General features: G+C 35.1%; 26 protein-coding genes and 1 tRNA gene. 14 read left to right on the top strand and 13 right to left on the bottom strand.

Annotation, left to right across the window (positions count from 1 at the left end; genetic code table 11):
- Positions 1 to 3 precede the first annotated feature (3 nt).
- Positions 4 to 1,917, top strand: coding sequence for a TonB-dependent receptor (locus tag NOV28_RS10900; protein ID WP_255930974.1), 1,914 nt, complete (start codon positions 4 to 6; stop codon positions 1,915 to 1,917).
- A 235-nt stretch (positions 1,918 to 2,152) separates the two neighbouring features.
- Here NOV28_RS10900 and NOV28_RS10895 read toward each other — a convergent pair whose 3' ends face one another.
- Positions 2,153 to 3,574, bottom strand: coding sequence for a CCA tRNA nucleotidyltransferase (locus tag NOV28_RS10895; RefSeq protein ID WP_255930972.1), 1,422 nt, complete (start codon positions 3,572 to 3,574; stop codon positions 2,153 to 2,155).
- Between the two features lie 92 nt (positions 3,575 to 3,666).
- A complete protein-coding gene (locus tag NOV28_RS10890) occupies positions 3,667 to 3,918 on the bottom strand; it encodes a hypothetical protein (protein ID WP_255930970.1) in 252 nt (83 codons plus the stop codon).
- 216 nt (positions 3,919 to 4,134) lie between these two features.
- On the opposite strand from NOV28_RS10890, the gene NOV28_RS10885 reads away from it, so the two are divergent.
- From NOV28_RS10885 to NOV28_RS10870, 4 genes are read left to right on the top strand one after another with little or no spacing between them, the layout of a single operon-like run.
- The gene (locus NOV28_RS10885) at positions 4,135 to 4,593 is read left to right on the top strand and encodes a GtrA family protein (RefSeq protein ID WP_255930968.1); all 459 of its coding nucleotides are present in this window, start codon (positions 4,135 to 4,137) and stop codon (positions 4,591 to 4,593) included.
- 26 nt (positions 4,594 to 4,619) lie between these two features.
- The gene (locus NOV28_RS10880; protein ID WP_255930966.1) at positions 4,620 to 5,345 is read left to right on the top strand and encodes a lysophospholipid acyltransferase family protein; all 726 of its coding nucleotides are present in this window, start codon (positions 4,620 to 4,622) and stop codon (positions 5,343 to 5,345) included.
- Positions 5,346 to 5,389: 44 nt separating this feature from the next.
- Entirely contained in the window at positions 5,390 to 6,838 is a 1,449-nt protein-coding gene (locus tag NOV28_RS10875) for an MFS transporter (protein ID WP_255930964.1), read from the top strand.
- Positions 6,828 to 7,895, top strand: a complete 1,068-nt coding sequence (locus NOV28_RS10870) for a DUF3810 domain-containing protein (RefSeq protein WP_255930962.1) — start codon at positions 6,828 to 6,830, stop codon at positions 7,893 to 7,895. The genes NOV28_RS10875 and NOV28_RS10870 overlap by 11 nt, the downstream gene beginning before the upstream one ends.
- A 330-nt stretch (positions 7,896 to 8,225) precedes the next feature.
- On the opposite strand, the gene NOV28_RS10865 is transcribed toward NOV28_RS10870, so the two are convergent.
- The 5 genes from NOV28_RS10865 to greA form a co-directional block, all read right to left on the bottom strand.
- Positions 8,226 to 8,299, bottom strand: a tRNA-Met gene (locus tag NOV28_RS10865).
- A 46-nt stretch (positions 8,300 to 8,345) separates the two neighbouring features.
- Positions 8,346 to 9,629: a TlpA disulfide reductase family protein gene (locus tag NOV28_RS10860; protein WP_255930960.1), complete on the bottom strand. Its 1,284-nt coding sequence runs from the start codon at positions 9,627 to 9,629 to the stop codon at positions 8,346 to 8,348.
- A gap of 132 nt (positions 9,630 to 9,761) precedes the next feature.
- Entirely contained in the window at positions 9,762 to 10,943 is a 1,182-nt protein-coding gene (gene clpX, locus NOV28_RS10855) for an ATP-dependent Clp protease ATP-binding subunit ClpX (RefSeq protein WP_255930958.1), read from the bottom strand.
- Between the two features lie 79 nt (positions 10,944 to 11,022).
- On the bottom strand, positions 11,023 to 11,412 hold the full coding sequence (locus tag NOV28_RS10850) for an HIT family protein (protein ID WP_255930956.1): 390 nt from the start codon (positions 11,410 to 11,412) through the stop codon (positions 11,023 to 11,025).
- Positions 11,413 to 11,543: 131 nt separating this feature from the next.
- The gene (gene greA / locus NOV28_RS10845; protein WP_123903544.1) at positions 11,544 to 12,014 is read right to left on the bottom strand and encodes a transcription elongation factor GreA; all 471 of its coding nucleotides are present in this window, start codon (positions 12,012 to 12,014) and stop codon (positions 11,544 to 11,546) included.
- A gap of 100 nt (positions 12,015 to 12,114) precedes the next feature.
- Here greA and NOV28_RS10840 point away from each other — a divergent pair, with 100 nt between their 5' ends.
- From NOV28_RS10840 to NOV28_RS10820, 5 genes are all read left to right on the top strand, one after another.
- The gene (locus NOV28_RS10840; protein ID WP_255930953.1) at positions 12,115 to 12,564 is read left to right on the top strand and encodes a hypothetical protein; all 450 of its coding nucleotides are present in this window, start codon (positions 12,115 to 12,117) and stop codon (positions 12,562 to 12,564) included.
- A gap of 30 nt (positions 12,565 to 12,594) precedes the next feature.
- Positions 12,595 to 13,044 carry a D-aminoacyl-tRNA deacylase gene (dtd, locus tag NOV28_RS10835; protein WP_255930951.1) on the top strand — a complete coding sequence of 150 codons (450 nt, stop codon included), beginning with the start codon at positions 12,595 to 12,597 and terminating at the stop codon, positions 13,042 to 13,044.
- Between the two features lie 101 nt (positions 13,045 to 13,145).
- Complete coding sequence (locus NOV28_RS10830) at positions 13,146 to 13,652, top strand: hypothetical protein (protein ID WP_255930949.1); 507 nt, start codon at positions 13,146 to 13,148, stop codon at positions 13,650 to 13,652.
- A 19-nt stretch (positions 13,653 to 13,671) separates the two neighbouring features.
- The gene (locus NOV28_RS10825) at positions 13,672 to 14,454 is read left to right on the top strand and encodes an alpha/beta fold hydrolase (RefSeq protein WP_255930947.1); all 783 of its coding nucleotides are present in this window, start codon (positions 13,672 to 13,674) and stop codon (positions 14,452 to 14,454) included.
- Positions 14,455 to 14,480: 26 nt separating this feature from the next.
- Positions 14,481 to 14,846 carry a DUF1304 domain-containing protein gene (locus NOV28_RS10820; RefSeq protein ID WP_255930945.1) on the top strand — a complete coding sequence of 122 codons (366 nt, stop codon included), beginning with the start codon at positions 14,481 to 14,483 and terminating at the stop codon, positions 14,844 to 14,846.
- 69 nt (positions 14,847 to 14,915) lie between these two features.
- Here the strand turns inward: NOV28_RS10820 and NOV28_RS10815 are convergent, their stop codons facing one another.
- Positions 14,916 to 15,923 carry a DHH family phosphoesterase gene (locus NOV28_RS10815; RefSeq protein WP_255930943.1) on the bottom strand — a complete coding sequence of 336 codons (1,008 nt, stop codon included), beginning with the start codon at positions 15,921 to 15,923 and terminating at the stop codon, positions 14,916 to 14,918.
- A 294-nt stretch (positions 15,924 to 16,217) separates the two neighbouring features.
- Between NOV28_RS10815 and rpmH the strand changes: the two genes are divergently transcribed.
- Together rpmH and NOV28_RS10805 are read left to right on the top strand one after the other, a co-directional pair.
- A complete protein-coding gene (rpmH, locus tag NOV28_RS10810; protein WP_034701860.1) occupies positions 16,218 to 16,376 on the top strand; it encodes a 50S ribosomal protein L34 in 159 nt (52 codons plus the stop codon).
- Between the two features lie 177 nt (positions 16,377 to 16,553).
- Positions 16,554 to 17,264, top strand: coding sequence for a cell division ATP-binding protein FtsE (locus tag NOV28_RS10805; protein WP_255930935.1), 711 nt, complete (start codon positions 16,554 to 16,556; stop codon positions 17,262 to 17,264).
- A 134-nt stretch (positions 17,265 to 17,398) separates the two neighbouring features.
- Here NOV28_RS10805 and NOV28_RS10800 read toward each other — a convergent pair whose 3' ends face one another.
- Together NOV28_RS10800 and gltX are read right to left on the bottom strand one after the other, a co-directional pair.
- Positions 17,399 to 18,355 (bottom strand): acetyl-CoA carboxylase carboxyltransferase subunit alpha, encoded by a 957-nt coding sequence (locus NOV28_RS10800; protein WP_255930923.1) that lies wholly within the window; start codon positions 18,353 to 18,355, stop codon positions 17,399 to 17,401.
- Positions 18,356 to 18,404: 49 nt separating this feature from the next.
- On the bottom strand, positions 18,405 to 19,919 hold the full coding sequence (gene gltX, locus NOV28_RS10795) for a glutamate--tRNA ligase (RefSeq protein ID WP_255930921.1): 1,515 nt from the start codon (positions 19,917 to 19,919) through the stop codon (positions 18,405 to 18,407).
- A 95-nt stretch (positions 19,920 to 20,014) separates the two neighbouring features.
- On the opposite strand from gltX, the gene NOV28_RS10790 reads away from it, so the two are divergent.
- Both NOV28_RS10790 and NOV28_RS10785 read left to right on the top strand, forming a co-directional pair.
- Positions 20,015 to 20,380, top strand: a complete 366-nt coding sequence (locus tag NOV28_RS10790; protein ID WP_255931097.1) for a phosphomannose isomerase type II C-terminal cupin domain — start codon at positions 20,015 to 20,017, stop codon at positions 20,378 to 20,380.
- Between the two features lie 20 nt (positions 20,381 to 20,400).
- A complete protein-coding gene (locus NOV28_RS10785) occupies positions 20,401 to 21,336 on the top strand; it encodes a beta-1,6-N-acetylglucosaminyltransferase (RefSeq protein WP_255930919.1) in 936 nt (311 codons plus the stop codon).
- A gap of 4 nt (positions 21,337 to 21,340) precedes the next feature.
- On the opposite strand, the gene NOV28_RS10780 is transcribed toward NOV28_RS10785, so the two are convergent.
- Genes NOV28_RS10780 through rocD form a run of 3 tightly spaced genes read right to left on the bottom strand, consistent with a single transcriptional unit; the run spans position 21,341 to position 24,344 of the window.
- Positions 21,341 to 22,348, bottom strand: a complete 1,008-nt coding sequence (locus NOV28_RS10780; RefSeq protein WP_500793332.1) for a WaaS/CpsH family glycosyltransferase — start codon at positions 22,346 to 22,348, stop codon at positions 21,341 to 21,343.
- A complete protein-coding gene (locus tag NOV28_RS10775; RefSeq protein ID WP_255930915.1) occupies positions 22,341 to 23,090 on the bottom strand; it encodes a glycosyltransferase family 2 protein in 750 nt (249 codons plus the stop codon). Before NOV28_RS10775 ends, NOV28_RS10780 begins: the two co-directional genes overlap by 8 nt.
- A gap of 3 nt (positions 23,091 to 23,093) precedes the next feature.
- Positions 23,094 to 24,344 carry an ornithine--oxo-acid transaminase gene (gene rocD / locus NOV28_RS10770; protein WP_255930913.1) on the bottom strand — a complete coding sequence of 417 codons (1,251 nt, stop codon included), beginning with the start codon at positions 24,342 to 24,344 and terminating at the stop codon, positions 23,094 to 23,096.
- Between the last annotated feature and the right edge of the window lie 161 nt (positions 24,345 to 24,505).

The following is a 24,505-nucleotide window of genomic DNA, read 5'->3' as shown; positions in this document are numbered from 1 at the left end:
TTAATGAAAAAAAGATTAATTTTTGTTGGAGCAATGCTTGTCGTAAGTTCAAACATTTTTGCACAACAAGAAAACGAAACCCAAATCGAGGAAATCACCATTGCCTCCAAAACCAAACAACAGCTCTACAAAACCGGAAAAAATGTACAGCTAATTACCGGAAAAGACCTGGAAAAATACAAAGGTCAGGATCTTCCAAACGTTCTGAACCAACTTGCAGGTTTTCAAATCAGTGGAAACCAAAACAACAACCAGGAACCTAAGTCGTTGAAAATACGCGGCGGAAAAAGTGCAAATGTATTGATTTTGATCGATGGAATTCCGTTGAAAGACGTTACAGGAAACGATTATGTGGTTTCAGATTTAAGGTTGATTGCTCTAGAAAATATTGAAAGTCTGGAAATTTTGAACGGCGCTTCTTCGGTACTTTACGGAAGTAATGCGACGGTTTCTGTCATCAATATTACCACCAAAAAATCTTCAACTAAAAAGATTGAAGGTGTTCTAGGAGCGAGAGCCGGATCTTTTTCAACCTTTGCGCAAAATGCTTTGGTTAAAGGAAAAATCAATCAATTCAATTATCAAGTTTCAGGTTTTAACGAAAAATCGCAAGGACTTTCTTCCGCAGAAGGCGAAAATTTCGAAAAAGATGGTTTTGAAAAGCAAAACATCAATGCAAATTTCGGTTACACCACTGAAAACTTCAATATCAACATCAACGGAGGCTGGAATCATCATCTTTTCAGTTATGACGAAGGTGCTTTCACCGACGGAAAATACCGTTCTGATGACCAACAAAGTTATATCGGCGGTAATGCAAATTACAAATACAAAAACGGCGAAATCACTTTAAACACAAGATTTTCAGGGAATGAAAGATTGGGACAAAACTTCGTTGGCAACGAATATCAAGACCAATTTTCCTACACCGGACGCAATTTTTTCACTGAATTGTTTAACCATTATAAAATTTCCGAAAACGTAAGTTTCACCGCCGGAATTCAGTATGAAGACCAAAAAATGGGAGCAAAATCACTTCCTTGGGGCGGAACTTCTTTGGTTGAAGATTTAAAAAGAGACGATACCAAAATCAACACATTCGATGCTTTTGCTAATGTAAATTTGAAATATCAATTTCTGAATCTAGATGCGGGAGCCAGAATGACCGATCATTCCAAATTCGGAAATCATTGGGTTTACAGCATTAATCCTTATGTTTTAAAGGAATTGGAGACATTGTATTTCAAAGTTGGATATTCCTATTCCACGGCATTTATTGCACCGACGCTTTATCAAAATTATGGCTCATTACCTTATGTTTTAGCCAATTTCGACCTGAAACCTGAAACCAATTCTTCCCATGAAATCGATTTGAGTTTAGGCAAAAAAGACCAAAGTATTGTCTTTAATGCAAGTCTTTTCCAAAGATCAGAAGAAGATGCTTTTGCCTACGAAACGGTAGATTTTACCACTTTTGCGGGTCAATTTAAAAATGTTGGTGATAATAAAGTGAAAGGTTTTGAACTTGCATTGAAATACAAATTAAACGAAATGATCAATTTCGGTGGAAATTTCAGTTTTGTGGAAAAAGATAAAGAAGAAACCATGTTGCGACAACCGAAACAGCGCGTCAATTCTTACCTCGAAATCCTTCCGTTTACTTCCACAAGAATTAATTTGAGCCATCAATTTGTTTCAAAAAGAACAGATTCTTACTACAATTCAGCGACTTTTTCAGTTGATAAAGTGGATTTAGAGAGTTATAATCTCTTTAATTTGAACATTAATCAGAAAATCAATTCAAAAATTGAAAGTTATTTGAATATTGGAAATCTCTTCAATACTTCTTATGTTGATGTAGTTGGATTCACCACAAAACCAAGAAATTACACGTTTGGCGTGAATTATAAATTCTAAATTTTAAGGTTTTTATTGTTAAAAAAAAACGGGTGCAATTTTCTTGCGCCCGTTTTTGTTTTGACTTTATTAAATGTAAATTGTAACCGCAAAAGGCGCAAAAGCTTTTTTAAGTTATTCAAAAGTTTGCAAAACGATTAATCGATAAGAATTTCTACTTTTTCATTTTTTTGAATTACTTTCTAAAGTCATTATTCTTTGTTAAATCTTTTGTGTTAAAAAAAAATCGCTTTACTTAAGCAGGCTTCAATCCTAATATTTCCGCTTCTTTGATGACGAAATTTCGGGCTTGGTCTTTATCATTTTCGATTTCACCTTCCAAGATCGCTTCTTTCACTTTTTCCTTTAAAATTCCGATTTCTCTTCCGGGTTTCAGGTTGAAAAGCTCCATAATTTCCTCTCCAGAAATCGGCGGTTGGAAGTTCCGAACTTGATCTTTTTCTTCAACTTCCTTTATTTTCAACGCAACATATTCAAAATTCTTTTTGAATTTTTGCTGTTTTGAAGCATTTTTCGTGGTAATATCAGCTTTGCAAAGTGTGAAAAGATCCTCCAAATCATCACCAGAATCAAAAAGCAATCGTCGAAGCGCCGAATCCGAAGTTCCATCGTCGATTAATGCAATCGGTCGTGACGAAAGTTTAACCATTTTTTGTACATACTTCATATCGCTCCCCATCGGTAATTTCAGTCGGTAGAAAAGACTTTTCACCATTTTTGATCCCAAAAATTCGTGTCCATGAAAAGTCCAGCCGGTTCCTTCCACGAATTTTTTGGTCGGTGCTTTTCCGATATCGTGAAGCAAAGCCGCCCAGCGAAGCCACAGATTTTCGGTATTTTCCGAAATATTGTCAACCACTTCCAGCGTATGCCAGAAATTGTCTTTATGCGTTTGTCCTTCCACTTCTTCGATACCTCTCAACGCGGTCAATTCAGGAATAATTATTGGCAAAAGTCCTGTTTCTTCAAGCAGTTTCAGTCCAATTGACGGTTTTTCAGAAAGCATAATTTTGTTGAATTCTACCATAATTCTTTCCATGGAAACAATTTTGATTCTTTCCGCTTCTTTTTGAATCGCTTGAAGTGAATTTTCTTCGATTTTAAAATTTAAAGTGGAAGCAAATCGAATCGCTCTCATCATTCGCAAAGGATCGTCGGAATAGGTTTGGCTGGGTTCCAGCGGTGTTCGGATGATTTTTTTCTCAATGTCGGAAATACCATCGAAAGGATCAATCAATTCCCCGAAATTGTCTTTATTTAAGGAAATCGCCAATGCGTTGATGGTGAAATCTCTACGTTTTTGGTCATCTTCCAAAGTTCCGGTTTCTACCGATGGTTTTCGGGAATTTTCGGCGTAACTTTCTTTTCGGGCCCCCACAAATTCCAGCTCCAAACCTTCGTGTTTGAACATTGCGGTTCCGTAATTTTTGAAAACAGAAACTTTCAATTTTGGATTGATTTCATTCGCTGCAGCACGCGCCAAATTGATTCCGCTTCCTTCGGTTACAAAATCGATATCGGTGGGAACTTTCCTTTTCATGAGCAAATCACGAACGTAGCCGCCTACGATGTAAACGGTTTGGTTGTTGTGTTCTGCAACTTCTGAAAGGGTTTTGAATAATTTGAAATTTCTATTTTGGGTAAGGTTGATCAGCATACTTTGGAAATCCGAATTCCGGAAATTTCTGCAAAGATAATTAAAATAGAAAAAGTGGCTTTTTCGGCTCTATTAAATCAAAAAAAATGATTCTACTGAATCGGATTCTCTAAATTAAGGAGCCAATCATCAATTTCATCTTCCAGATATTCAGTTTGGAGTTTTACAGCGTTGAGGAAATCGTCAGGAATATTGGTAACATCACTGTTTTCTAAATCCCATAGTTCATCAGACATTAATTCATATTCTGAATAGATTCTTTTGAACAATGGACTTTTTTTTTCCAATGCTTCGATTTTCTGTTGTTGGGGAGTGAATTTTCGGTACTTTCTAGGTCGGTTCATGAGTTTGGTTTTTAGTTGTCATCAAGAAAAAAAATAGGTCAATGTGGTGTTTTAAGATAAAAACCATTCTCACAACCAATTGAAAATGAAAATTTTATCAGGATGTATTTCTTATTTGGGAAAATAAAGTTATACATATTTCTGAAATAAAAAAATATTTTAACAAGAATTCTAATTGTTTAACATATAGTTATAAATTTGCAGTGATTAGATCCTATGAAAGAACTTTTACTGAGACAGAAACAGGTTTTGCTTTTCATCATTGCAGGTGCGCTGAGCGCGATTGTTGAAATCGGCTCTTTCAAAATACTGAGTGTGCACTTGCCTCAGATTTTTATTCATGAAAACAATTTTCATGGAATTCATTATCCTTTAAGCAACATTTTTTCTACAAGTTGTGGAATCATTACCAATTATTTTCTGAGTATTTGGTTTGTTTTTGAACGAGGCAAACATTCAAAAAGAAGGGAATTTGCCTATTTCATGTCGGTTTCTTTTTTATCAACCATTTTGAGTTTGATTGTTTTCCAGATGTTCTTCCGTTTTGTATTTACGGATGTAATTAATGTGGGATTTTTTGTCTTCAGCCAAGAAATGATCAGTAAAATTGCTGCAATATTATTGGTTTCGATGTTGAATTATACGGTAAAAAAGAAGGTGATCTTTAACGGCTGATTTTCTCAGAAAAAGAAAAATTTTATATGAAAAAAATCTTGAATTATATATGGCGCGGATGGATGGTTATTTTGGGAGCGGTGCTTACCATCATTCTGGGAATTCCGGTTTTGCTGCTATCGATAAGAAAAAAAGATTACAAATACGCCTATAAATTCATCCGAATTTGGTGTTTCGGTATGTTTTACGGAATGGGATTTCGGTATGAACTGAAAAAACTCACCGATAAAAAGATCGACAAAAACACTCAATATGTTTTCATTTCGAACCATACTTCGATTATGGACGTGATGCTTCCTTGTATTTTGATGCCGCACCATCCGCTTTGCTATGTAGGAAAGAAAGAACTGGTGAAGATTCCGATTTTTGGAATAATTTATAAAAGAATTTGCGTGATGGTGGATCGAAGCTCTGCCAAAAGTCGTGCAGATGTGTACCGCAGATGCGCCGAACGTATGGAAGAAGGTCAAAGTATCGTTATTTTTCCGGAAGGTGGCGTTCCCGATGACACTTCGATTGTTTTAGATTATTTCAAAGATGGAGCGTTTATTTTAGCCTCGAAACATCATTCTCCTTTGGCGGTTTTCACTTTTGTTGGCTTAAAGGAAATGTTTCCGTTTGATCATTCAAAAGGTTATCCTGGGAAGGTAAAAGTTTATTTCACCGACATTCTGGCTCCAGATCAATCGACTGCCGAATTGAAAGCGTATGCCCACAACGAAATAAAAAAAGTTCTGGAAAACTCAAATTGAGAAAATAAATAGTTATATTTGTTTTTAAGAAATTATTAACAAATATGTCTACAAACTATTCTAAACAAACCAATTGGGGACAATTCGTTCCACTGGTTACTGTGTTTTTCTTTTGGGGATTTGTTGCAGCGAGCAACGATATCTTAATTCCTGTTTTCAAAAAAGCATTTGATCTTACCCAAAGTCAAAGCCAATTGGTATCTGTTGCATTTTATGTAGCATATACAGTAGGTTCTTTGATCTACATGGTTATTTCTAAATCAATAAAACAAGATTTGGTCAACAAAATCGGCTACAAAAATGGGTTAATTACAGGACTTTTAATTTCAGCAGCAGGAACTTTATTGTTCTACCCCGCAGCGAATTTAGGTTCTTTCCCTTTAATGATTACCGGCTTGTTTATTTTAGGACTTGGTTTTTCATTACAACAAATTGTAGCTAACCCACTTGCAATTGAAGTAGGTCCATCCGAAACCGGCTCTCAAAGACTTACCATGGCGGGAGGAATCAATAATTTGGGAACGACTATCGGGCCGCTTATCGTATCATTTGCTATTTTTGGTTCCGCAACTGCATCCAATACCGAAGCAAGCATTGAATCGGTGAAAATTCCTTATATGGTTTTAGGAGCAGCGTTTGTTTTGGTGGCAATTTTATTGAAGTTTTCATCTCTTCCGCAAATTACACCTACTATTAGTGAAGATACTGAAGATGCTGTTGTTGGGGAACACAGAAGTTCTGCTTTAAAATACCCTCAACTGGTAATGGGAATGATTGCCATTTTCGTGTATGTTGGCGTGGAGGTTTCTACAGCAAGTAATTTACCCGCATACATGGAGAAATCATTAGGGTTTGCAACCAAAGATATTGCTCCTTATGTATCACTTTATTGGGCTTCATTGATGATCGGTCGTTGGACTGGTGCTGTTGAAGCTTTTGATATAAGTGCTGGTTTTAAGAAAATCCTAAGATTTTTAGCTCCTTATCTTGCTTTTGGAGTTTTCCTTTTGGTCAATGCAATCGCGAAACACGATCTTACTCATTTCTATGTTTATGGAGTGATTATTTTGGTAATGATTGCTTGTGATATTTTAAGTAAAGGAAATCCGGCAAGAATGCTCCTTATCTTCTCTTCAATGGGAATTTTGGCTTTGCTTATCGGTATGTTAACTTCCGGAATGATTTCTGTTTATGCCTTTACAAGTGTAGGTTTATTCTGCTCTACTCTTTGGCCATGTATTTTCGCTTTAGCGATTAATGGTTTAGGAAAACACACCAACCAAGGTTCGGGATATTTGATTATGATGATTATGGGAGGCGGAATTATCTCTTGGCTTCAAGGAACTTTAGCTGATATAACCAATATTCATTTCAGTTATATTGTGGGCATTTTGTGTTTTGCTTATCTTGCGTTCTATGCCGTAAAAGTTTCCGGTATATTAAAAGCTCAGGGAATTAATCTTGATCAAGTGAAAAACGAAGGTGGACACTAATCAACAACCATATTATCAAAGAAAAAGATTTTGGGCGGGTATTTTACTTGCCCAATTTCTTTTGTTCTATTTGTTCTCGAAAACGCCGTTTTTCGTCGATAAATTTTCCACATTTTTCGAGTGGCAAAAAGGTTTTCATCAAAAACTATTTTCATCGATTCCTTTTTCGGTTGGAGACGTTTTCTATACCATTCTTGGAGCTGCTCTTCTTTTATTTTTAATTAAAATTTTAAAAAAGAAAACACGAAACGGTTATTTCGTAAAGTTTTTAGTTGTTTTAAATTTGGTCTATTTCACTTATCAAATATTTTGGGGACAACTCTACTTCCAGAAACCAATTATCGATCAATTACCTCCCGAAGAAATCTCTTTAGAAGAAACAAAATCATTAACCTTAAAATACTTGAATCTTTGCAAACAAACTCGAAACCTTCTAAAAGAGGATGAAAATGGTATTTTTAAAATACAGAATTTACCTCTAATTGAATCCGAAATTCTTTCTAATCAAAGTCAACTTCCAACTTTTATCAGCTCTAAGAAAAGTACAGAAATCAACAATTTCAAACCCAGTTTATTTCGCAAAATAATGAGTTACACTGAGATTTTAGGATATTACAATCCGTTTACCGCTGAAGCGCAATACAATGCAGAACTACCTTCAACTCAAATTCCTTTTACGCTAGCTCACGAAAGCGCTCATCAATTGGGATTTGCGCGAGAACAGGAAGCCAATTTTATCGGATATCTTTTAGGAAAAAATTCAGAAAATGTAGAATTGAAATACAGTGTTGAATACTTTGTTTTGCGATCATTATTGAACTCATTGGTCGAAAAAAATCCCCAATTTGTGAAGCAAATACTTGAAAACTACTCTCCTGCTATGAAAAGGGATCGAATTGCCGAAAAAATATTCGCCAAAAAACATGATGGATTTCTTGCCATTTTCTTCGACCTCAGCAATGATTTATTCCTGAAAAGCAATCAACAACAAGGCAGCATCACTTACTCCTATTTTGTAGATTTGATGGTACGTTACGAGAGATTGAACACCCGATAAAACAAAAAAAGAATCGCATCTTGCGATACGATTCTAAAAACACAAATGATGAAAAAAAATTTATTGTCCTTTTGATAATTTGCATCATCATTAAGACTGCGTAAAATTAATACTAATCTTTGAAATGACAAAATTATTTGGATAAAAATCTATTTTTTCTAGATTTTACAATAATTTTAATTGGACGATTGACAATCTTAGCTTATTTCAATCTAAATATCGTCAATAAATAAGATAAATTGAATATTATTCTTTAGAAAAACTATATTTTTTATGAGAAAAAAAAATTATGAAAATAAAAAAACCCAACATTTTGTTGGGTTTTTTTCGTAGCGAAGACGGGAATTGAACCCGTGACCTCAGGGTTATGAATCCTGCGCTCTAACCAACTGAGCTACCTCGCCTTTTGAGTGGTGCAAAGATAAAAATATTTTGGAATGTAGCAAAAAATTAATTCAATTTTAAATAGGAAATTACATCTTCAGCGTGATCCGGCTTGGCAATAATCTTATTATTTGAATCCAAAACAAAATAAGTTGGAGTAGCTCTCACGTTATAAGTCTCTGCAAATGAGCTGTACCAGCCTTTGAGTTCGGTATCATTAATCCAAGGAAGGCTTTTCACCTTAGCATCATAATTTGCTTTTTCAGAATCCAAAGAAAATGCAATTACTTCGGCATTTTGAGATTTTATTGCATTATATTTTTCAATAAGCTTTGGCAATTCAGCTTCACAGTGGGAACAAGTTGATGCCCAGAAAACAATAATTTTCTTACTTGCCTTCACTTCTGCTAGCGATTTCGCTTTCGTATTTGTCGGATTCTGGAAAATATAGTTAGGGAAAATGGCTCCCAATTCAGTATTTTTATTTGTTGCAATCGTGCTACTCAATCGATCATTGATGGTACATTTTAGATTTTTTGCTTCGGTAAGATATTTTTCCTTCAAATCAGCCATATCATAAGTATCAAAAATCTCGATCAATTCTGACAAAATAGTTTGTCCGCGAGGAGTTTCTACATTGACAGCTTTTAATAATTTATCGACATCGTTGGTTACATTTGAACTTGGACCCACGTTCAAATAAGCCATCAAAACAGGCCTCAGGAGTGAAGACGTTTCAAGCATATCATTGGAATTGCTCAGATAATGGATGATTTCATCATGAGTAATGTCCTTTTTTGCGGTTGTTTTATCTAAAAATTTAGAGTAATTGGTATTGTAATACTGTATGAATGGATATTTACTAAGATCCGTTACACTTCCGGAAAGTCTATCAATTTCATCATTCAGAGCCTTTCTAAAAACTGTGGAGTTCTCATAATAATCTTTGATTTGAACCAACGCTGGCAAAATATATTCTTTTTTCTGCTGAACATCTTGTAAATTATTCATCACAGAATTACTTTCATCCAGGTACTGAACATTGGTGATTTTACCTTTATCAGAATCAAATTTTAGTTTTACATCTTTGTTTTCTGAAATGAAATTCAGCGAGATATTACCTTCTGGGAAATAAAGCTTCATCATTCCTGTATAAGGTTTTGCCACTTTAAATTGCCAATTATTTCCTTTTCTGATTTCTTTGGTATTTAATACATCTTTGGAGCCATTTAAAGTATAAAGATATACTTCTTTTGGAGTAAATGTATTGGGAGCTTCAATATCGATTTTAAACTGTGCCGATAGCGAATTCAGCACCAACAAGCATGTAATTCCTAAAACTTTTTTCATAATGTAAATATAAAAAAACTCACCGAGTTTCGATGAGTTTTGTATTGTTAAAAATTATTTATCCTAAGCTTTTTCGAGTTTTAGAATGACACCACATTACATCATTAAGTGACACTACAAAACCACAAATAATTAGAAAATAAGTTGATCTTTAGTAATAATGATTTCTTGTTGTTCCGCGATGTTGAACATATAATCTTCCAGCACTTTCTCTGTAGTACCTCGCAAACCTCTTGCACCAAGTCCTTTCTCCATAGTTTCTTCTACGATTTTCTCAATCGCATCATCAGTAAATTTCAAATCAACTCCATCCATTTTGAAAAGCTCTACAAACTGATTGATAATCGAGTTTTTGGGCTCTTTCATAATCCGAATCATGGTCTCTTTGGTGAGTTTGTCCAGATAAGTTACGATTGGAAATCTTCCCAATAATTCCGGAATCAACCCAAATTTTCTTAAATCTATCGCATTGAGTTGGCTCAAAATATACTCTTCATCTTCCGTTTTAGTCAATTTTTCAGCGCTAAAACCAATAGCTTGTTTATTGAGTCTTCTTTCAATAATTTCTTTAATTCCATCAAAAGCGCCACCCGCGATGAACAAAATATTTTGGGTATTTACCTGAATATATTTCTGGTCAGGATGCTTTCTTCCGCCTTGTGGTGGTACATTGACGATACTTCCTTCCAAAAGCTTCAACAAACCTTGCTGAACCCCTTCGCCCGAAACATCTCGTGTAAGACTCGGATTATCGGATTTCCTGGCAATTTTGTCGATCTCATCAATAAAAACGATTCCTTTTTCTGCCTTTTCCACATCATAATCTGCCACCATCAAAATTCTGGAAAGAATACTTTCCACATCTTCTCCTACATAACCTGCTTCTGTTAAAATCGTAGCATCTACGATACAAAACGGAACATTCAATTCCTTAGCAATCGTTTTGGCCAAAAGCGTTTTCCCCGTTCCGGTTTCACCAATCATGATGATGTTGGATTTTTCAATCTCTACTTCACGGTTTTCGGTTTTAGCATGCAAAAGCCTTTTATAATGATTATATACAGCGATCGATAGCTGTTTTTTCGCTTGATCTTGTCCAATTACAAATTGATCAAGATGTTCTTTTATTTCTTTTGGTTTTTTTAAATCTTCCATGTTATCGGCTGGTGAAAAGCCTTCGCTTTTGGCATTTTCCACCACGATAGCATGCGCTTGCTCGATACAGTTTTCGCAGATAAAACCTTCGTTTCCGGAAATCAATATTTCTACATCTTTTCGTTTTCTTCCGCAGAAAGAGCATTGGTTTGAATTCATATCTCTTTTTATAATAAGTGTAAGATTGTTTGTTTAAAAAAATTTTGTCAAAGCTTTTCGACCTTGACAAAATAATATTTTATGAATTGAGGATGGTATCTTGTATTTGCCTGTATTCATCCACTGAAAGTTTCAACCTTTCGTTTCTGAAGTTCATGTCGTCCATTTTATCAATCGGAATCAAATGAATGTGCGCATGAGGAACCTCCAAACCTACCACTGCAACCGCAATTCTTTGGGTCGGATAGGCTTTTTCAAGTTTCTTGGCAACGGTTTGTGCAAAACTCCACAGGTTTTTGAAATCCTCATTTTCAAGATCGAAAATAAAATCGATTTCTTTTTTTGGAATCACCAAAGTATGTCCTTTTACCAAAGGCATAGCATCTAGAAAAGCCAGATGTTGCACGTCTTCAGCAATTTTGTAGGATGGAATTTCTCCTGAAACAATTTTTGTGAAAATAGAACTCATGACTTTTAGATTTAATTTTTAGTTAACTGATAAAAAAGAAAATTCTTCATTTTCTTATTGTACAAATTTAAGGCTAAAATAAAAAACGAGGCGAAAAATCTACATTTTTTTACCTTTTGAAAATCACTTTTTTACAAAGTAATCTCTAAAACTTCAAAAGAAAGCTTGTTCCCGTTTGGCAACACGATATCGGCAGTTTCGCCCACAACTTTCCCTAAAAGTCCTTTTGCAATCGGTGTGTTTACCGAAATTTTTCCTGCTTTCAAATCGCTTTCGTTATCGGGAACCAAGGTGAATTTCTGCTCAGCTTTGGTCGCATTATTTTTCAATCGAACTGTTGTCAGGATTGAAACTTTCGAAGTATCAAGTTGGGTTTCATCAATCACTTTCGAGTTGATGATGAGATCTTTCAATTTCGAAATTTTCATTTCCAACATTCCTTGGGCTTCCTTGGCAGCGTCATATTCTGCGTTTTCAGATAAATCGCCTTTATCTCTAGCTTCAGCAATTTGCTGGGTAATTTTTGGTCTTTCGATGGTTTCCAGTTGTTCCAGTTCAACTTTCATTTTATCTAAACCATCTTTGGTAACATAACTTGCCATAATTTTCTGTAATTTGCGTTAGTATAAAAAAATAATCCGACATTTGTCGGACAATGATTTCTGTTTGTATTCGTTTTACAAATATATAAATTTATTTTAAATGAAAAGAAACATTTCGGTTCTACTTTTATTAACAACACTCATTTTCAGCACTTTAAGTCTAAATTCTTGCTCAACACGCGAAGAAACCGTGAGTTGCTTTCCGAATGTTCCGATTAACGTTGTTCTCAACCTTAATTTGCCTGCTTATTACAATCTTCAGAATGTAAATGGATGGATTTATGTGAACCAACAAGATTCCGGAACACGCGGACTCATTGTGGTTCGTACTACGAATGGATTTAAAATTTATGACCGAAATGCTCCTCATATTTGTCCCGACAACACGACAACGCTGGAAGTTAAAGACAACATCAAAGTAATTTGCCCGAAAGATGGTGCAGAATGGATTCTGATTACCGGAGAACCCACCAAAATAGCGCAAATAGCTCCCAAAACTTATCGATACAACTATGATGCAGCGACGGGAACACTTTCTATTTTTGATTAATTTTTATTTTTTTTAAGTATCTAAATCTCCATGAAAATTGTTATTCAAAGAGTTTCCGAAGCCAATGTAAAAGTTGAAGGAAAAATTGTTGGTGAAATCTCAAAAGGCTTATTATTGCTGATCGGAATTGATGAAGAAGATGAAAAAACCGACGCCGATTGGCTCGTTCAAAAAATCTTAAACCTAAGAATTTTCGGTGATGATGAAGGGAAACTGAATCTTTCGGTGACCGATATTTCTGGGGAAATCCTCTGCATCAGCCAATTTACCTTAATTGCCGATTACAAAAAAGGAAACCGCCCATCTTTCATAAAAGCTGCAAAACCCGACAAAGCCATTCCTCTTTTTGAATATTTTAAAACTGAAATCGCAAAATCTGGATTGAAAACTGAAAGCGGAATTTTCGGCGCGGATATGAAAGTTTCTTTACTTAATGACGGTCCGGTAACGATTGTGATGGACTCCAAAACCAAATCGTAAAGCCCAAGCGATTGCTTTCGTCCCTTCATTTCCTTTTTCACAAAAAAAAGTGGAATGTTTAGATTTTTAACTAAATTTGAATCATTCGATTATGAATGGTTATGAAAAAAAACATCATTATGCTCTGCGGTATTTTATTGCTCTCCTGCTCCAAAAAGGAGGGCGAATCCACCAATACCCAATCCGACAGTACTAAAATCATTGATTCTATAAACGCGGTCCGGAGCCAAATCAACGATAGTATCAAATTAAAGAACGAACAAAATCGGTTTTCAGACCTGAGTGGAAATCATCAATTAAAGTTCAGTTCAGATGCGATTTCACCAATCCTGGGAAGTGCAAAATTTGAAAAAATCGGAAGAGATGAATATTCCGTTTCGGGAAAAGCAGCTTCGGGGAAAAACACTTTAACAATCGAAGGAAAAGTTTCTCGGGTTTCCGATAAACACCTGAATTTTGACGGAAAAATCAACCAAAATATTCAAGGAGAAAAATATACGCGAACCAAGAAAACAACATTTTTCAATGAAAGGAAAGGAAAATTCTGGCGTTTGCAAGATAAAGTGAATAGCTCCGGATTTGTGGATTATATTGACATTTATTTTTAAACCATTTTAAATTAAAATCATGCTGCACTACGAAATATCCGGAAAAGGAAAGGAATATCTGGTTCTACTCCACGGTTTTATGGAAAATTCTATGATTTGGGATGACTTAGAGAAATACCTTTCCAAAGATTTTACTTTAATAAAAATTGATTTACCGGGACATGGCTTATCGAAAATTTACCATGAAATCCATACGATGGAACTGATGGCAGAAGAAGTGAAAAAAGTCGCCGACAAGCTGGGATTAAAAGAATTCCATCTGCTGGGACATTCAATGGGCGGTTACACTTCGCTGGCTTTTGCAGAGAAATTTCCGGAAGTTTTGAAGAGTTTCACTTTGTTTTTTTCTACTTTTTTTCCGGATGATGATGAGAAAAAAGAACAGCGCAGAAAAAGTTTCAGGATCATTCAGGAAGCATTTCCGAATTATGTTCGCGCGGGAATTCCCAATTTATTTAATGAAAATGAAAAAGATATTTTGGAAGGAAAAATAGAACTCGCCAAAGAAATTGCACTTTCCACGAAGAATGAAGGTGCTCTCGCCGCTGTAAAAGGAATGATCGAACGAACCGACAAAACTTCAGTGATGCAAAATTTCGCTGGAAAAATCCTAGTAATCGCCGGAAAACACGATAATGCCGTGAAATCTGAGCTGTTACTGAAAAATCTTCCTGATAGAACCAATATCAAGTCGTATCTTTTGGATTGCGGACATAACGGACATTGGGAAAAACCGGAAATCTGTGCGGCAATCCTCAACACAGAACTTCTTCATAATCTTCCGAAAAACCTCATTTTCTAAAAACAACCATTTAAAATAAATAAAACATGGAAATCTTATCAAAAATACTAATCGGATTAGTTGCCATCGAGCATCTTTACATTTTATACATGGAAATGTTTGCTTGGGAAACTTTGGGCAGAAAAACGTTTAAAGGTTCCTTAAAAGACGAACTTTTCGAACCAACGAAAGGTTTGGCAGCAAATCAGGGTTTGTATAATGGTTTTCTGTCGGCCGGATTAATCTGGTCTTTCTTTATCGAAAATGAAATCTGGGCTAAAAATGTAGCTGTATTTTTCTTGGGATGCGTAATAGTAGCCGGAATTTACGGAGCATTATCAGCTTCAAAAAAGATATTTTTTGTACAGGCTTTACCAGCGATTATTGCTTTGGCGGTTTTGTTGTTGAAATAAAAACAACAAGAAATAAACAAAGGAAGCTGCCAAAAATTGACAGCTTCTTTTATTTTTATTTACTAGAAACTAAAATTCCTCCAACTCTATTCTCTCTTTAAAATCCTCAATCGTTTCTTCAATGGTTTTCATATACTTTCCGCCGGCCGCGTTGATGTGTCCACCACCGTTGAAATATTTTCTTGAAAACTGATTTACATCTACATCGTCTTTCGAACGGAAAGAAATTTTAATAAAATCTTCATAAAGATCTTCCATGAAAAATGCAGAAACCCGTGTTCCCATAATACTTAAGCCATAATTAACAAAACCTTCAGTATCCCCTTTCTGGAAACCAAATTCTTTCAATTCATCTCTTTTTAACCAAAGAATTGCCACTTTTCCGTCTTTTACCACTTCAATTCTTCCCAAAATAAGAGCCAGCAAATGCAATCGAGAAACCGTGTTGGTATCCCAAGTATTTGAAGAAATTTTGGCTGGATCCGCTCCTTTTTCTATTAAATTCGCTACAATTCGATGAGTATCAGCACTTGTTGAACGGAAACGGAATCCTCCGGTATCAGTCATAATTCCGGTGTAAAGACACTCCGAAATCTCCTGATTCACGAGATTCTCTTCATTCATTGTCTGAATAAAATGATAAATCATTTGGGAAGTTGCCGGAACCGTCACATCAGAATAAACAAAATCAAAATGATCCGGTTGCTGATGATGGTCTATAAGAATTTTTTTAGCTTTAGCCTTTTCAATCCATGGTCCTACAAGATTTCCACTTCGGTGGGAAGCATTGAAATCGAGAATAAAAATTACATCCGCATTATAAATAGCTTCTCCTGCTTGTTTTCTTTTATAATCTGCAATGATTATTTTCTTGGAATCCGGCATCCATTTCAGAAATTTAGGAAAATCATTCGGAACGATTACATCCGCTTCCAAACCTTTTTGTTGCAAAAAATGTTTTAGTCCCAAACTAGAACCAATCGCGTCTCCGTCGGGGTTGTAATGGGTAATAATAACGATTTTGTTCTGCGGTATAAGAAGTTTTTGGATTTCTGAAATTTCTGAAGAAGTAAACATATTTTAGTGTAAATTTTGATGGCAAATATATGTTTTTTGATGGGAGAAATCGAAAACAAATGGCAAGAAAGCATTTGAATTTATTTTAAACAACCTCTAAAACTGATTAAAAATAGTGATATAGAAAAGGAATTGGTTAAAAAGAACTGATTAAAATCAACAGGTTGAATAAAGTAGGAAAATCTTATTGATATTATTTTTGAAAATAACTGAAATATATTTGCAGAAAATAAAAACTTTCCTATCTTTGCAATCTGAAAAATAAGAGATAGTTTTTACTAAAAAATATAAGCAATGAGCAAGAGAACATTCCAACCATCAGAAAGAAAGAAAAGAAACAAACACGGTTTCAGAGAAAGAATGTCAACCCCAAACGGCAGAAGAGTTTTGGCGGCTAGAAGAGCAAAAGGTAGAAAGAGCTTAACTGTAAGTGCTGCGCGCGCTAAGAGATAATCTCAGAAATCATCATATACAAATATGCTTGAAAAGAACATTTTCAGGCATTTTTTGTTGTTAAAATTTGCCAAAATTTAGCTAAACGAAAAAGTTTTCTTTATTTTTGAATAACTAATCAACCTCTCGATTTTATTTAGGTTTTGATTAGCATTTATCTTTAATTAATTATACCTTATGCCACATTCATCTCACGAAGGACAAAATGTAATCCAACTGAAAAATGCCAAAATTGCTCAGAAAAATTTCACTGTACTTAATGATGTAAACCTTAATATCAAACAAGGAAGATTCTGCTATCTGATCGGGAAAACTGGTTCCGGAAAAAGTTCATTGCTGAAAACCCTTTACGGACACATCCCAATTTCAGCTGGGCACGGAAATGTTGCAGGCTTTGATTTGGAAAAGCTTCGAGCTTCGGATGTACCGAATTTGAGAAGAAAATTAGGCATCGTTTTCCAGGATTTCCAATTGTTGACAGACAGAACGGTGGAGAAAAACCTCCGATTTGTTTTGGAAGCAACTGGTTGGGATGATAAAACCAAAATTGATGATCGAATTAATGAAGTTTTGGGAAGCGTAGGGATGAAATCGAAAAAACACAAAATGCCTCACGAACTTTCTGGTGGTGAACAGCAACGTATCGCCATCGCTAGAGCGCTTCTAAACCATCCAGAATTGATCCTCGCTGATGAACCGACAGGTAACCTTGATCCTGAGACTTCCAACGAGATTATGACCCTTTTGAAGCAAGTTGCTTTTGAAAATAATTCTGCGGTAGTTATGGCAACCCACGATTATCACATGATTCAAAATTTCCCAGGTGAAGCCATCCGTTGTGAAGACGGAAAAGTGACTGTTCTGAATACGGCTGAGCTTTTTGAATAAAATTCAAATTGATAAATAAATAAAAATCCTGTAAAATAATTACAGGATTTTTTTTGAGTTCGTCTAAAGCATCTGAAAATACTCCACAAAAAAAAACGGGCTGAAACCCGTTTCTATTGATATAAAATATTTTTTTATCCTTTAAATTGCCCCATTGCAATAAATTTCTCTTGTCTTTGAGATTCAAGTTCCTTTCCTGAAAATTTAGAAAAGGCTTTAATATTTTGTAAAATCGAAGCCTTTAAATGATCATAAGCAACTTGTGGGTCATAATGGGCACCACCAAGCGGTTCTTCTACAATTCCGTCGATAAATTTCTCTCTCAACGCATCTTGTGGAGTCAGTTTCAATGCGTTTGCTGCATCTTCTTTGTGATCCCAGTTTCTCCAAAGAATTGATGAACAACTTTCAGGAGCAATTACTGTGTACCAAGTATTTTCCAACATATAAACCTTGTTTCCAACGCCAATTCCCAATGCTCCTCCACTCGCTCCTTCGCCAATAATGTAAACGAAAATTGGAGTTTTCAGCATGGTCATTTCGAAGATGTTTCTGGCGATTGCTTCACCTTGTCCACGTTCTTCAGCCTCCAAACCAGGATATGCTCCTGGAGTATCAACAAAGGTAATTACTGGAATTTTAAATTTCTCTGCGAGTTTCATCAAGCGCAAAGCTTTTCGGTATCCTTCGGGATTACTCATCCCGAATCTTCGGAGCTGACGTTCTTTGGTTGTTCTTCCTTTTTGCGTTCCAATGATCATCACTCGTTGTCCATCTATGGTTGCTAAACCACCAATCATTGCAGGATCATCAGCAAAATTTCGGTCGCCATGCAACTCTAAAAAACTGTCTTTATCTGTAATTCCTTTAATAAAATCTAGAGTATAAGGACGATCCGGATGACGAGAAAGCTGAACTCTTTGCCAAGGGGTAAGGTTTCCGTAAATTTCTTTTTTCTTTTCTATAATTTTATCTTCGATTTGCGAGCAAGCCAATTTCACATCTACTCCGCTCTCTTCACCTACCAATGAACAAGTTTGGTACTGATCCATCAGTTCTTTTATGGGAAGTTCAAAATTTAAGTATTCCATTTCTTTAGTTAAGAATTAATCTTTCAAATTTAATAAAAATTATAGAAAATTAGCCGATATTATTCACCGCATTTTTTATTCTTTCGATGCTTTCCTCTTTTCCAATGATTTCAACGATTTCCGGAACATCTGGCCCTTTCAGTTCTCCTACGAGGCTCAGACGAAGTGGCATCATCACTTTTCCCATACCGAGTCCTTTTTCTTCAGCTACATCGTGGATGGTTTGTTTAATTTCAGCAGCTTGAAAATCAGTAAGATTCATTAGTTTTTCAGAAAAATCGTTCAAAATCGCAGGAGTTTCTTCATTCCAAGCTTTTTTCACTGCTTTTTCATCATAAGAAATTGGAGCTTCAAAGAAAAATTTCCCTTCGTTGAAAATATCTTTCGCAAAAGTTGCCCGATCTTGCATTAATGAAATGACTTTCAATAATTTTTCGTCACTTGAAGCATTTAAATTAATTCCTTCAACAGCTTTTAATAAAGATAAAATCTCTTCACCGGATTTTGATTTCAGGTATTCTTGATTGAACCATTCTGCTTTTTCTTTGTTGAATCTTGCACCGGCTTTATGAACTTTATGCAAATCAAATTCTTTGGTCATTTCCTCTAAAGAAAGGATTTCTCTATCATTTGCAGGGCTCCATCCAAGCAACGCAACCATATTAATGAAAGCTTCGGGAAGATAACCTTCTTCGCGGTAACCTTTTGAAATATTTCCGGTTTCAGGATCTTTAAAATTCAAAGGGAAAACTGGGAAACCGAATTTGTCTCCATCTCTTTTACTGAGTTTTCCTTTGCCTTCTGGCTTTAAAATCAACGATAAATGTGCAAATTCTGGTCTTTCCCAACCCATTGCTTCATACAAAAGGTAGTGTAAACCTAAAGAAGGCAACCACTCTTCACCTCGGATCACATGCGTGATTTCCATTTCGTGGTCATCGATAATATTGGCAAAATGATAAGTCGGCATTCCGTCGTTTTTCACCAAAACTTTATCATCTAAAGTATTTGTATTTACCGAAGTTTTTCCACGAATAATATCTTCCAAATTGAGCACACGATCTACCGGCATTTTGAAACGTACTACATAAGGTACTTTTTCGTCCAACAACTTCTGAACTTCCTCTTTTGAAAGGGTTAACGAGTTTCTCAAACGGTTTCTAGTGATATAATTATAGGCGAAAACATCCCCATTTTGTTCGAATTCTTTGCGAATTTCATCCAATTCTTCCGGTGTATCGAAAGCGAGGTAAGCATAATCGGTTTTTAGGATTTCGGCTAAATGTTTATCGTAAATGTCGCGTCTTTCAGATTGTCGGTAAGGCGCAAATTTTCCACCGTGTTTTGGACTTTCATCCGGTATAATCCCACACCATTCCAACGCTTCCATGATGTATTCTTCGGCACCTTCCACATATCTTGCGGTATCGGTATCTTCAATTCTCAACACGAAATCTCCGCCTTGATTTTTGGCGAAAAGATAATCATACAATGCAGTTCTCACTCCACCTAAATGTAAAGGTCCGGTCGGACTTGGCGCAAAACGCACTCTTACTTTGCTCATTATTGTTCAAAATTTAGGGTGCAAATTTAAGGAAAAAAAGGGTGTTGAGAGAATTTGAGATATTTTATTTAGTTTTGCAATAAATTAGAATGAAAATGTTAGAAATCGGCGAAAGACCTTGGGGAAAATATTATGTTTTGGCAGATGAATCTCATTATAAATTAAAGAGAATTGAAGTAAACCCTGGGCAAAGACTTTCTTACCAATATCACCATCATCGCCAAGAATTCTGGACGGTAATCGCCGGTGAAGCGGTTGTAGTCTTAGACGAAGTAGAACATATCGTAAAATATGGCGAAAGCATTTTCATCCCACTTGGCGCGAAACACCGAATCGAAAACCGAACTTCAGAGTTACTAGAATTCGTCGAAGTACAAACCGGAACTTATTTCGGGGAGGATGATATCGTGAGAATTCAAGATGATTATGAACGCTCCGATGAGACTTCAGTTTCGGAATAATTAATTTTCTCACCATTTTCATGAAAAAAAAATACCTCATCCTTTCTCATAAAAATCCGCAACAAATTTGCAGATTAATCAACAGATTGGATGATGGAAGCTCTCAATTTTTCGTTCATGTAGATTTAAAAAGTGATTTAAAAGAATTTGAAATTTTAAATTCATTAAAAAATACGCACATAATTCCCGAAAGAGAAAATTGTATTTGGGGAGATTTTTCTATCGTAAAAGCCACTTTACATTTGCTTGAGAATTCCATTAAAAGTGGAAATGAAGGCTTTACTATTTTGCTTAGCGGACAAGATTACCCGATAAAACCGAATCAATTTATCAATCAGTTTCTTTCTGAACATAGTGATTTTAATTTCATTGAAGTTGTTCCTATCGAAGAAAAATGGAACAAAAAAATGGTTCGAGACAAGGTGGAACATTACCATTTCATTCATTCCGAACAGAAAAGCGATAGCAATAGTTATGCGCCTTTTCACCATACTTCTTTGAAAGAAAAAGCGCGAAACATTTTTCACCTCATCAAAGGTAGAATGGCATTGAAAACCTTTCGGGAATTGTTGGTTCTTCCCAAAAGGAAACCATTTTTCGAAAAACAATTTGCAGGGTCTCAATGGTGGGCATTCAATGAAGAAACCTCGAAATCGGTTCATGATTTCATCAATAAAAACATCAAGGAATTAGAAGATTATTACTGCTACACTTCGGCGGCTGATGAAATTTTTTTTCAATCAGTAATCATGCATTTAGCGGAAAACAATGGAAAAATTAAGATAAAACCATCCCAAACCTATGTCAATTGGGAAAGAAAAGACGTTGTGCTTCCGGTAACTTTTGACGACAAAGATTTACAGGAACTTTCTGAAGCTAAACATTTATGGGCAAGAAAATTCGATATCGAATATAATGAAAAAATCCTCGATTTGATCGACGAAAAACCGCTATAATTAATTACAAAACATATTTGCTCAACCAACTGCTGAACGAGTATTGATCAACGATTTCCTTTGGAATTTCTTTATATGGTGAGCTGATAAATTCTCCTAATCGGCTCATATCATCATGATGTATTATAAAAATATTTTGTGGATCATAGAAATCATAATCCATCACAGTTTTATTATTCGTAATGATTTTTTTCTGATATCGAAGTGCTTCAAAAAACCTTAAGGACAAACCATCATGGTCCACTACTTTAAAATCCAAGATCACACTTGAAGATTTTAGTCTTCTGATATTATCTTTAAAAGTAAAATTGTCTTTGAAAAACTTAATATCAGGTCTATTGATCGGCCTTTTACTTCGGTAATACTTTAAATTAATATCAAAATTTACATCAAATTTGTTGAGTTCTTTCATTGTATAAATCAAATCGTCAATCCGATTTTCTATGTAAGAACCTACGTAATAAATGACATTATTCTTCTGACAGTTTTCGGCTTCTTCATCATAATCAAAGAAAAAATTCTCGCATAACTGGATATTCGGATATTTGATGTGATAATTATTATAATCATTTTCATCAAAAATAAGGAATTTTTCGAAAAGTTGAATATAATTGAATACTTCCGGATAACGCTTCAAACCATCCCATTGATAAGCAACAACTTTTTTACCAATCTTCAGAAGTTTTTGAATGGTTTCTTTGTCAAAAATATCAGGTCGAATAATTAAAATATAATCAATACTTTTTTCACTTAAATGCCCAATTTCCTGACACATGTGACTTGAACGAAATTGACGAATTAGTTCTTTTTTATAATTTCGATTCCGGAAAAAATTCTTTAAGAAAAAGTTTTTGACCCGTAAAACATTATTTTCATATTTAAAATCTGCAGGAACAATTGAAGTCAAATCAAAACCAAATTTTTGAATATTAAATTCAAAGATTTCATAAATTTTAAAATCATTAGGAATAATTAATATAAAAGATTTGCCTTTAACAGATTTTTCAAGCATCGGATTCGGATTCTATAATTTTAGCTAGAGTATTAAATTTATATTGTGCTTTCAAAGTAGCAAATATTAAGCCTTCTTTGCCATCTAAAAATCCTTTTTTGATAAAATAATATTTAAAAAACCAAAAAAATGGTGAATAAATAAGCTTTCCAAAACTTACTTTTTTCCCTTTTCGTTTAGCTATTTCTGCCGTGGAATAAGTATTATTTTTCTCTAAAATCACTAAAATTGAATCATCTGCAAGATGCTCTAACGCAAGATTTTTCTCTTGTGGAGAAATCTTCACTACTTTTCCGCTGATTTCCGGTTTCGAATGTATGAACGGCGGCCATGCGATGCTGTCTTTGCGAAAAAATCGATAAACATAATCTGGATATGCTGCACGCATCCATTTTCCTAAAAAATAATTTTTCCGAGGAATTGCCAATGCAGTATTGCCTTCTTGGTTATTTTTAAACTGATATAACTTTGCTTTTAAGTCGGTAGTTATTACCTCATCGGCATCCAAAAGAAGGATCCAATCGTTTTTGGCACTTTGTATCGCAAAATTCCTCGCTGGTTCTACAAAACTTATTTTTTCGTGAAAAATAATATTGCAATTGTATTTTCTTGCAATTTCTAAGGTAGAATCCGAACTGTGCATATCGCAAATTAGAATCTCATCAAAATCTTTCACAGATTCCAACACTTTTTCCAAATGCAAAGCCGCATTATAGGTATTGATTACTACAGAAATTCCCATCAATTATTTCTTATACTCCGTTACCGTTTTCTCAATAATTGCTACACATTCTATCAATTGCTCTTCGGTGATCACCAAAGGTGGAGCGAGGCGGATAATGTTACCGTGAGTAGGTTTTGCCAATAAACCGTTTTCTTTTAAAGCCAAGCAAAGATTCCACGCAGTGGAACTTTCCGGTGTATCGTTGATTAAAATAGCATTAAGCAATCCTTTTCCACGAACTTTGGTAATTAAATCTGTTTTTTCGATAAGTTTCTCGATTTCCGATCTGAACAATTTTCCCAATTCTTCTGCTCTTTCCGAAAGCTTCTCTTCTTCTACTACATCCAATGCTGCAATGGCAACCGCACAAGCGATAGGATTTCCTCCGAAAGTAGAACCGTGCTGTCCTGGATGAATCACATTCATGATTTCATTATTGGCTAAAACTGCTGAAACGGGATACATGCCTCCGGAAAGTGCTTTTCCTAAAATCAAAATATCAGGTTGCACATTTTCATGATGACAGGCAATCAATTTTCCTGTTCTCGCAATTCCTGTCTGTACTTCATCAGCAATGAAGAGTACATTATATTTCTGGCAAAGTTCAGCCGCTTTTTTAAGATAATTTTCGTCTGGAACATATACTCCGGCTTCACCTTGAATTGGTTCTACCAAAAATGCAGCAATATTTTGAGCATCATTTTCAAGAGTTATTTCTAAAGCACCCAAATCGTTGTAAGGAATTTTCACAAACCCTGGAGTGAAAGGTCCGTAATTGTTGTTAGCATCCGGATCGTTGGAAAAAGAAACAATGGTAGTGGTTCTTCCGTGGAAATTGTTTTCACAAACAACTATTTTTGCAGCATTTTCAGCAATTCCTTTTACTTCATAGCTCCATTTTCTAGCCAATTTCACGGCAGTTTCAACAGCTTCTGCACCAGAATTCATTGGCAAAACTTTATCAAAACCAAAAAGTTCAGTGATTTTTTTCTCGTATTCACCTAAATTTGAATTATAAAAAGCACGAGAAGTTAAAGCTAATTTTTGAGCTTGATTAACCAACGCATTAACGATTTTCGGATGAGAATGTCCTTGATTTACAGCAGAATAAGCAGACAAAAAATCATAATATTTCTTTCCTTCCACGTCCCAAACATATACTCCTTCCCCTTTTTCTAAAACCACCGGAAGCGGATGATAATTGTGAGCGCCATATTGGTTCTCTAAATCGATGTAATATTGTGAATTTTTTGTGATTGATGTTGTCGACATAAATTTTGCTTTTTTACAAAGTTAATAATTTAATTGTAAGCTCCCCCGAAAACAGTACGGTTTAAAAGTATAAAAATTATTAACTTTAAATCGTAATTAAGACAATGAAAAAGAGTACATTCAATCCTGCAAAGATTGCAGGTGTTTTAAAGGAGTTTGCC

This window comes from Kaistella montana (assembly GCF_024436175.1).
Lineage (GTDB): Bacteria > Bacteroidota > Bacteroidia > Flavobacteriales > Weeksellaceae > Kaistella > Kaistella montana.
Note: the sequence above shows the minus strand (reverse complement) of the source record. Positions and strands in the feature narration are given on the sequence as shown.

Coding starts and splice junctions, on each gene's coding strand:
- NOV28_RS10900 (WP_255930974.1), top strand. CDS start 4: ATGAAAAAAAGATTAATTTTTGTTGGAGCAATGCTTGTCGTAAGTTCA.
- NOV28_RS10895 (WP_255930972.1), bottom strand. CDS start 3,574: ATGCTGATCAACCTTACCCAAAATAGAAATTTCAAATTATTCAAAACC.
- NOV28_RS10890 (WP_255930970.1), bottom strand. CDS start 3,918: ATGAACCGACCTAGAAAGTACCGAAAATTCACTCCCCAACAACAGAAA.
- NOV28_RS10885 (WP_255930968.1), top strand. CDS start 4,135: ATGAAAGAACTTTTACTGAGACAGAAACAGGTTTTGCTTTTCATCATT.
- NOV28_RS10880 (WP_255930966.1), top strand. CDS start 4,620: ATGAAAAAAATCTTGAATTATATATGGCGCGGATGGATGGTTATTTTG.
- NOV28_RS10875 (WP_255930964.1), top strand. CDS start 5,390: ATGTCTACAAACTATTCTAAACAAACCAATTGGGGACAATTCGTTCCA.
- NOV28_RS10860 (WP_255930960.1), bottom strand. CDS start 9,629: ATGAAAAAAGTTTTAGGAATTACATGCTTGTTGGTGCTGAATTCGCTA.
- clpX (WP_255930958.1), bottom strand. CDS start 10,943: ATGAATTCAAACCAATGCTCTTTCTGCGGAAGAAAACGAAAAGATGTA.
- NOV28_RS10850 (WP_255930956.1), bottom strand. CDS start 11,412: ATGAGTTCTATTTTCACAAAAATTGTTTCAGGAGAAATTCCATCCTAC.
- greA (WP_123903544.1), bottom strand. CDS start 12,014: ATGGCAAGTTATGTTACCAAAGATGGTTTAGATAAAATGAAAGTTGAA.
- NOV28_RS10840 (WP_255930953.1), top strand. CDS start 12,115: ATGAAAAGAAACATTTCGGTTCTACTTTTATTAACAACACTCATTTTC.
- dtd (WP_255930951.1), top strand. CDS start 12,595: ATGAAAATTGTTATTCAAAGAGTTTCCGAAGCCAATGTAAAAGTTGAA.
- NOV28_RS10830 (WP_255930949.1), top strand. CDS start 13,146: ATGAAAAAAAACATCATTATGCTCTGCGGTATTTTATTGCTCTCCTGC.
- NOV28_RS10825 (WP_255930947.1), top strand. CDS start 13,672: ATGCTGCACTACGAAATATCCGGAAAAGGAAAGGAATATCTGGTTCTA.
- NOV28_RS10820 (WP_255930945.1), top strand. CDS start 14,481: ATGGAAATCTTATCAAAAATACTAATCGGATTAGTTGCCATCGAGCAT.
- NOV28_RS10815 (WP_255930943.1), bottom strand. CDS start 15,923: ATGTTTACTTCTTCAGAAATTTCAGAAATCCAAAAACTTCTTATACCG.
- rpmH (WP_034701860.1), top strand. CDS start 16,218: ATGAGCAAGAGAACATTCCAACCATCAGAAAGAAAGAAAAGAAACAAA.
- NOV28_RS10805 (WP_255930935.1), top strand. CDS start 16,554: ATGCCACATTCATCTCACGAAGGACAAAATGTAATCCAACTGAAAAAT.
- NOV28_RS10800 (WP_255930923.1), bottom strand. CDS start 18,355: ATGGAATACTTAAATTTTGAACTTCCCATAAAAGAACTGATGGATCAG.
- gltX (WP_255930921.1), bottom strand. CDS start 19,919: ATGAGCAAAGTAAGAGTGCGTTTTGCGCCAAGTCCGACCGGACCTTTA.
- NOV28_RS10790 (WP_255931097.1), top strand. CDS start 20,015: ATGTTAGAAATCGGCGAAAGACCTTGGGGAAAATATTATGTTTTGGCA.
- NOV28_RS10785 (WP_255930919.1), top strand. CDS start 20,401: ATGAAAAAAAAATACCTCATCCTTTCTCATAAAAATCCGCAACAAATT.
- NOV28_RS10780 (WP_500793332.1), bottom strand. CDS start 22,348: ATGCTTGAAAAATCTGTTAAAGGCAAATCTTTTATATTAATTATTCCT.
- NOV28_RS10775 (WP_255930915.1), bottom strand. CDS start 23,090: ATGGGAATTTCTGTAGTAATCAATACCTATAATGCGGCTTTGCATTTG.
- rocD (WP_255930913.1), bottom strand. CDS start 24,344: ATGTCGACAACATCAATCACAAAAAATTCACAATATTACATCGATTTA.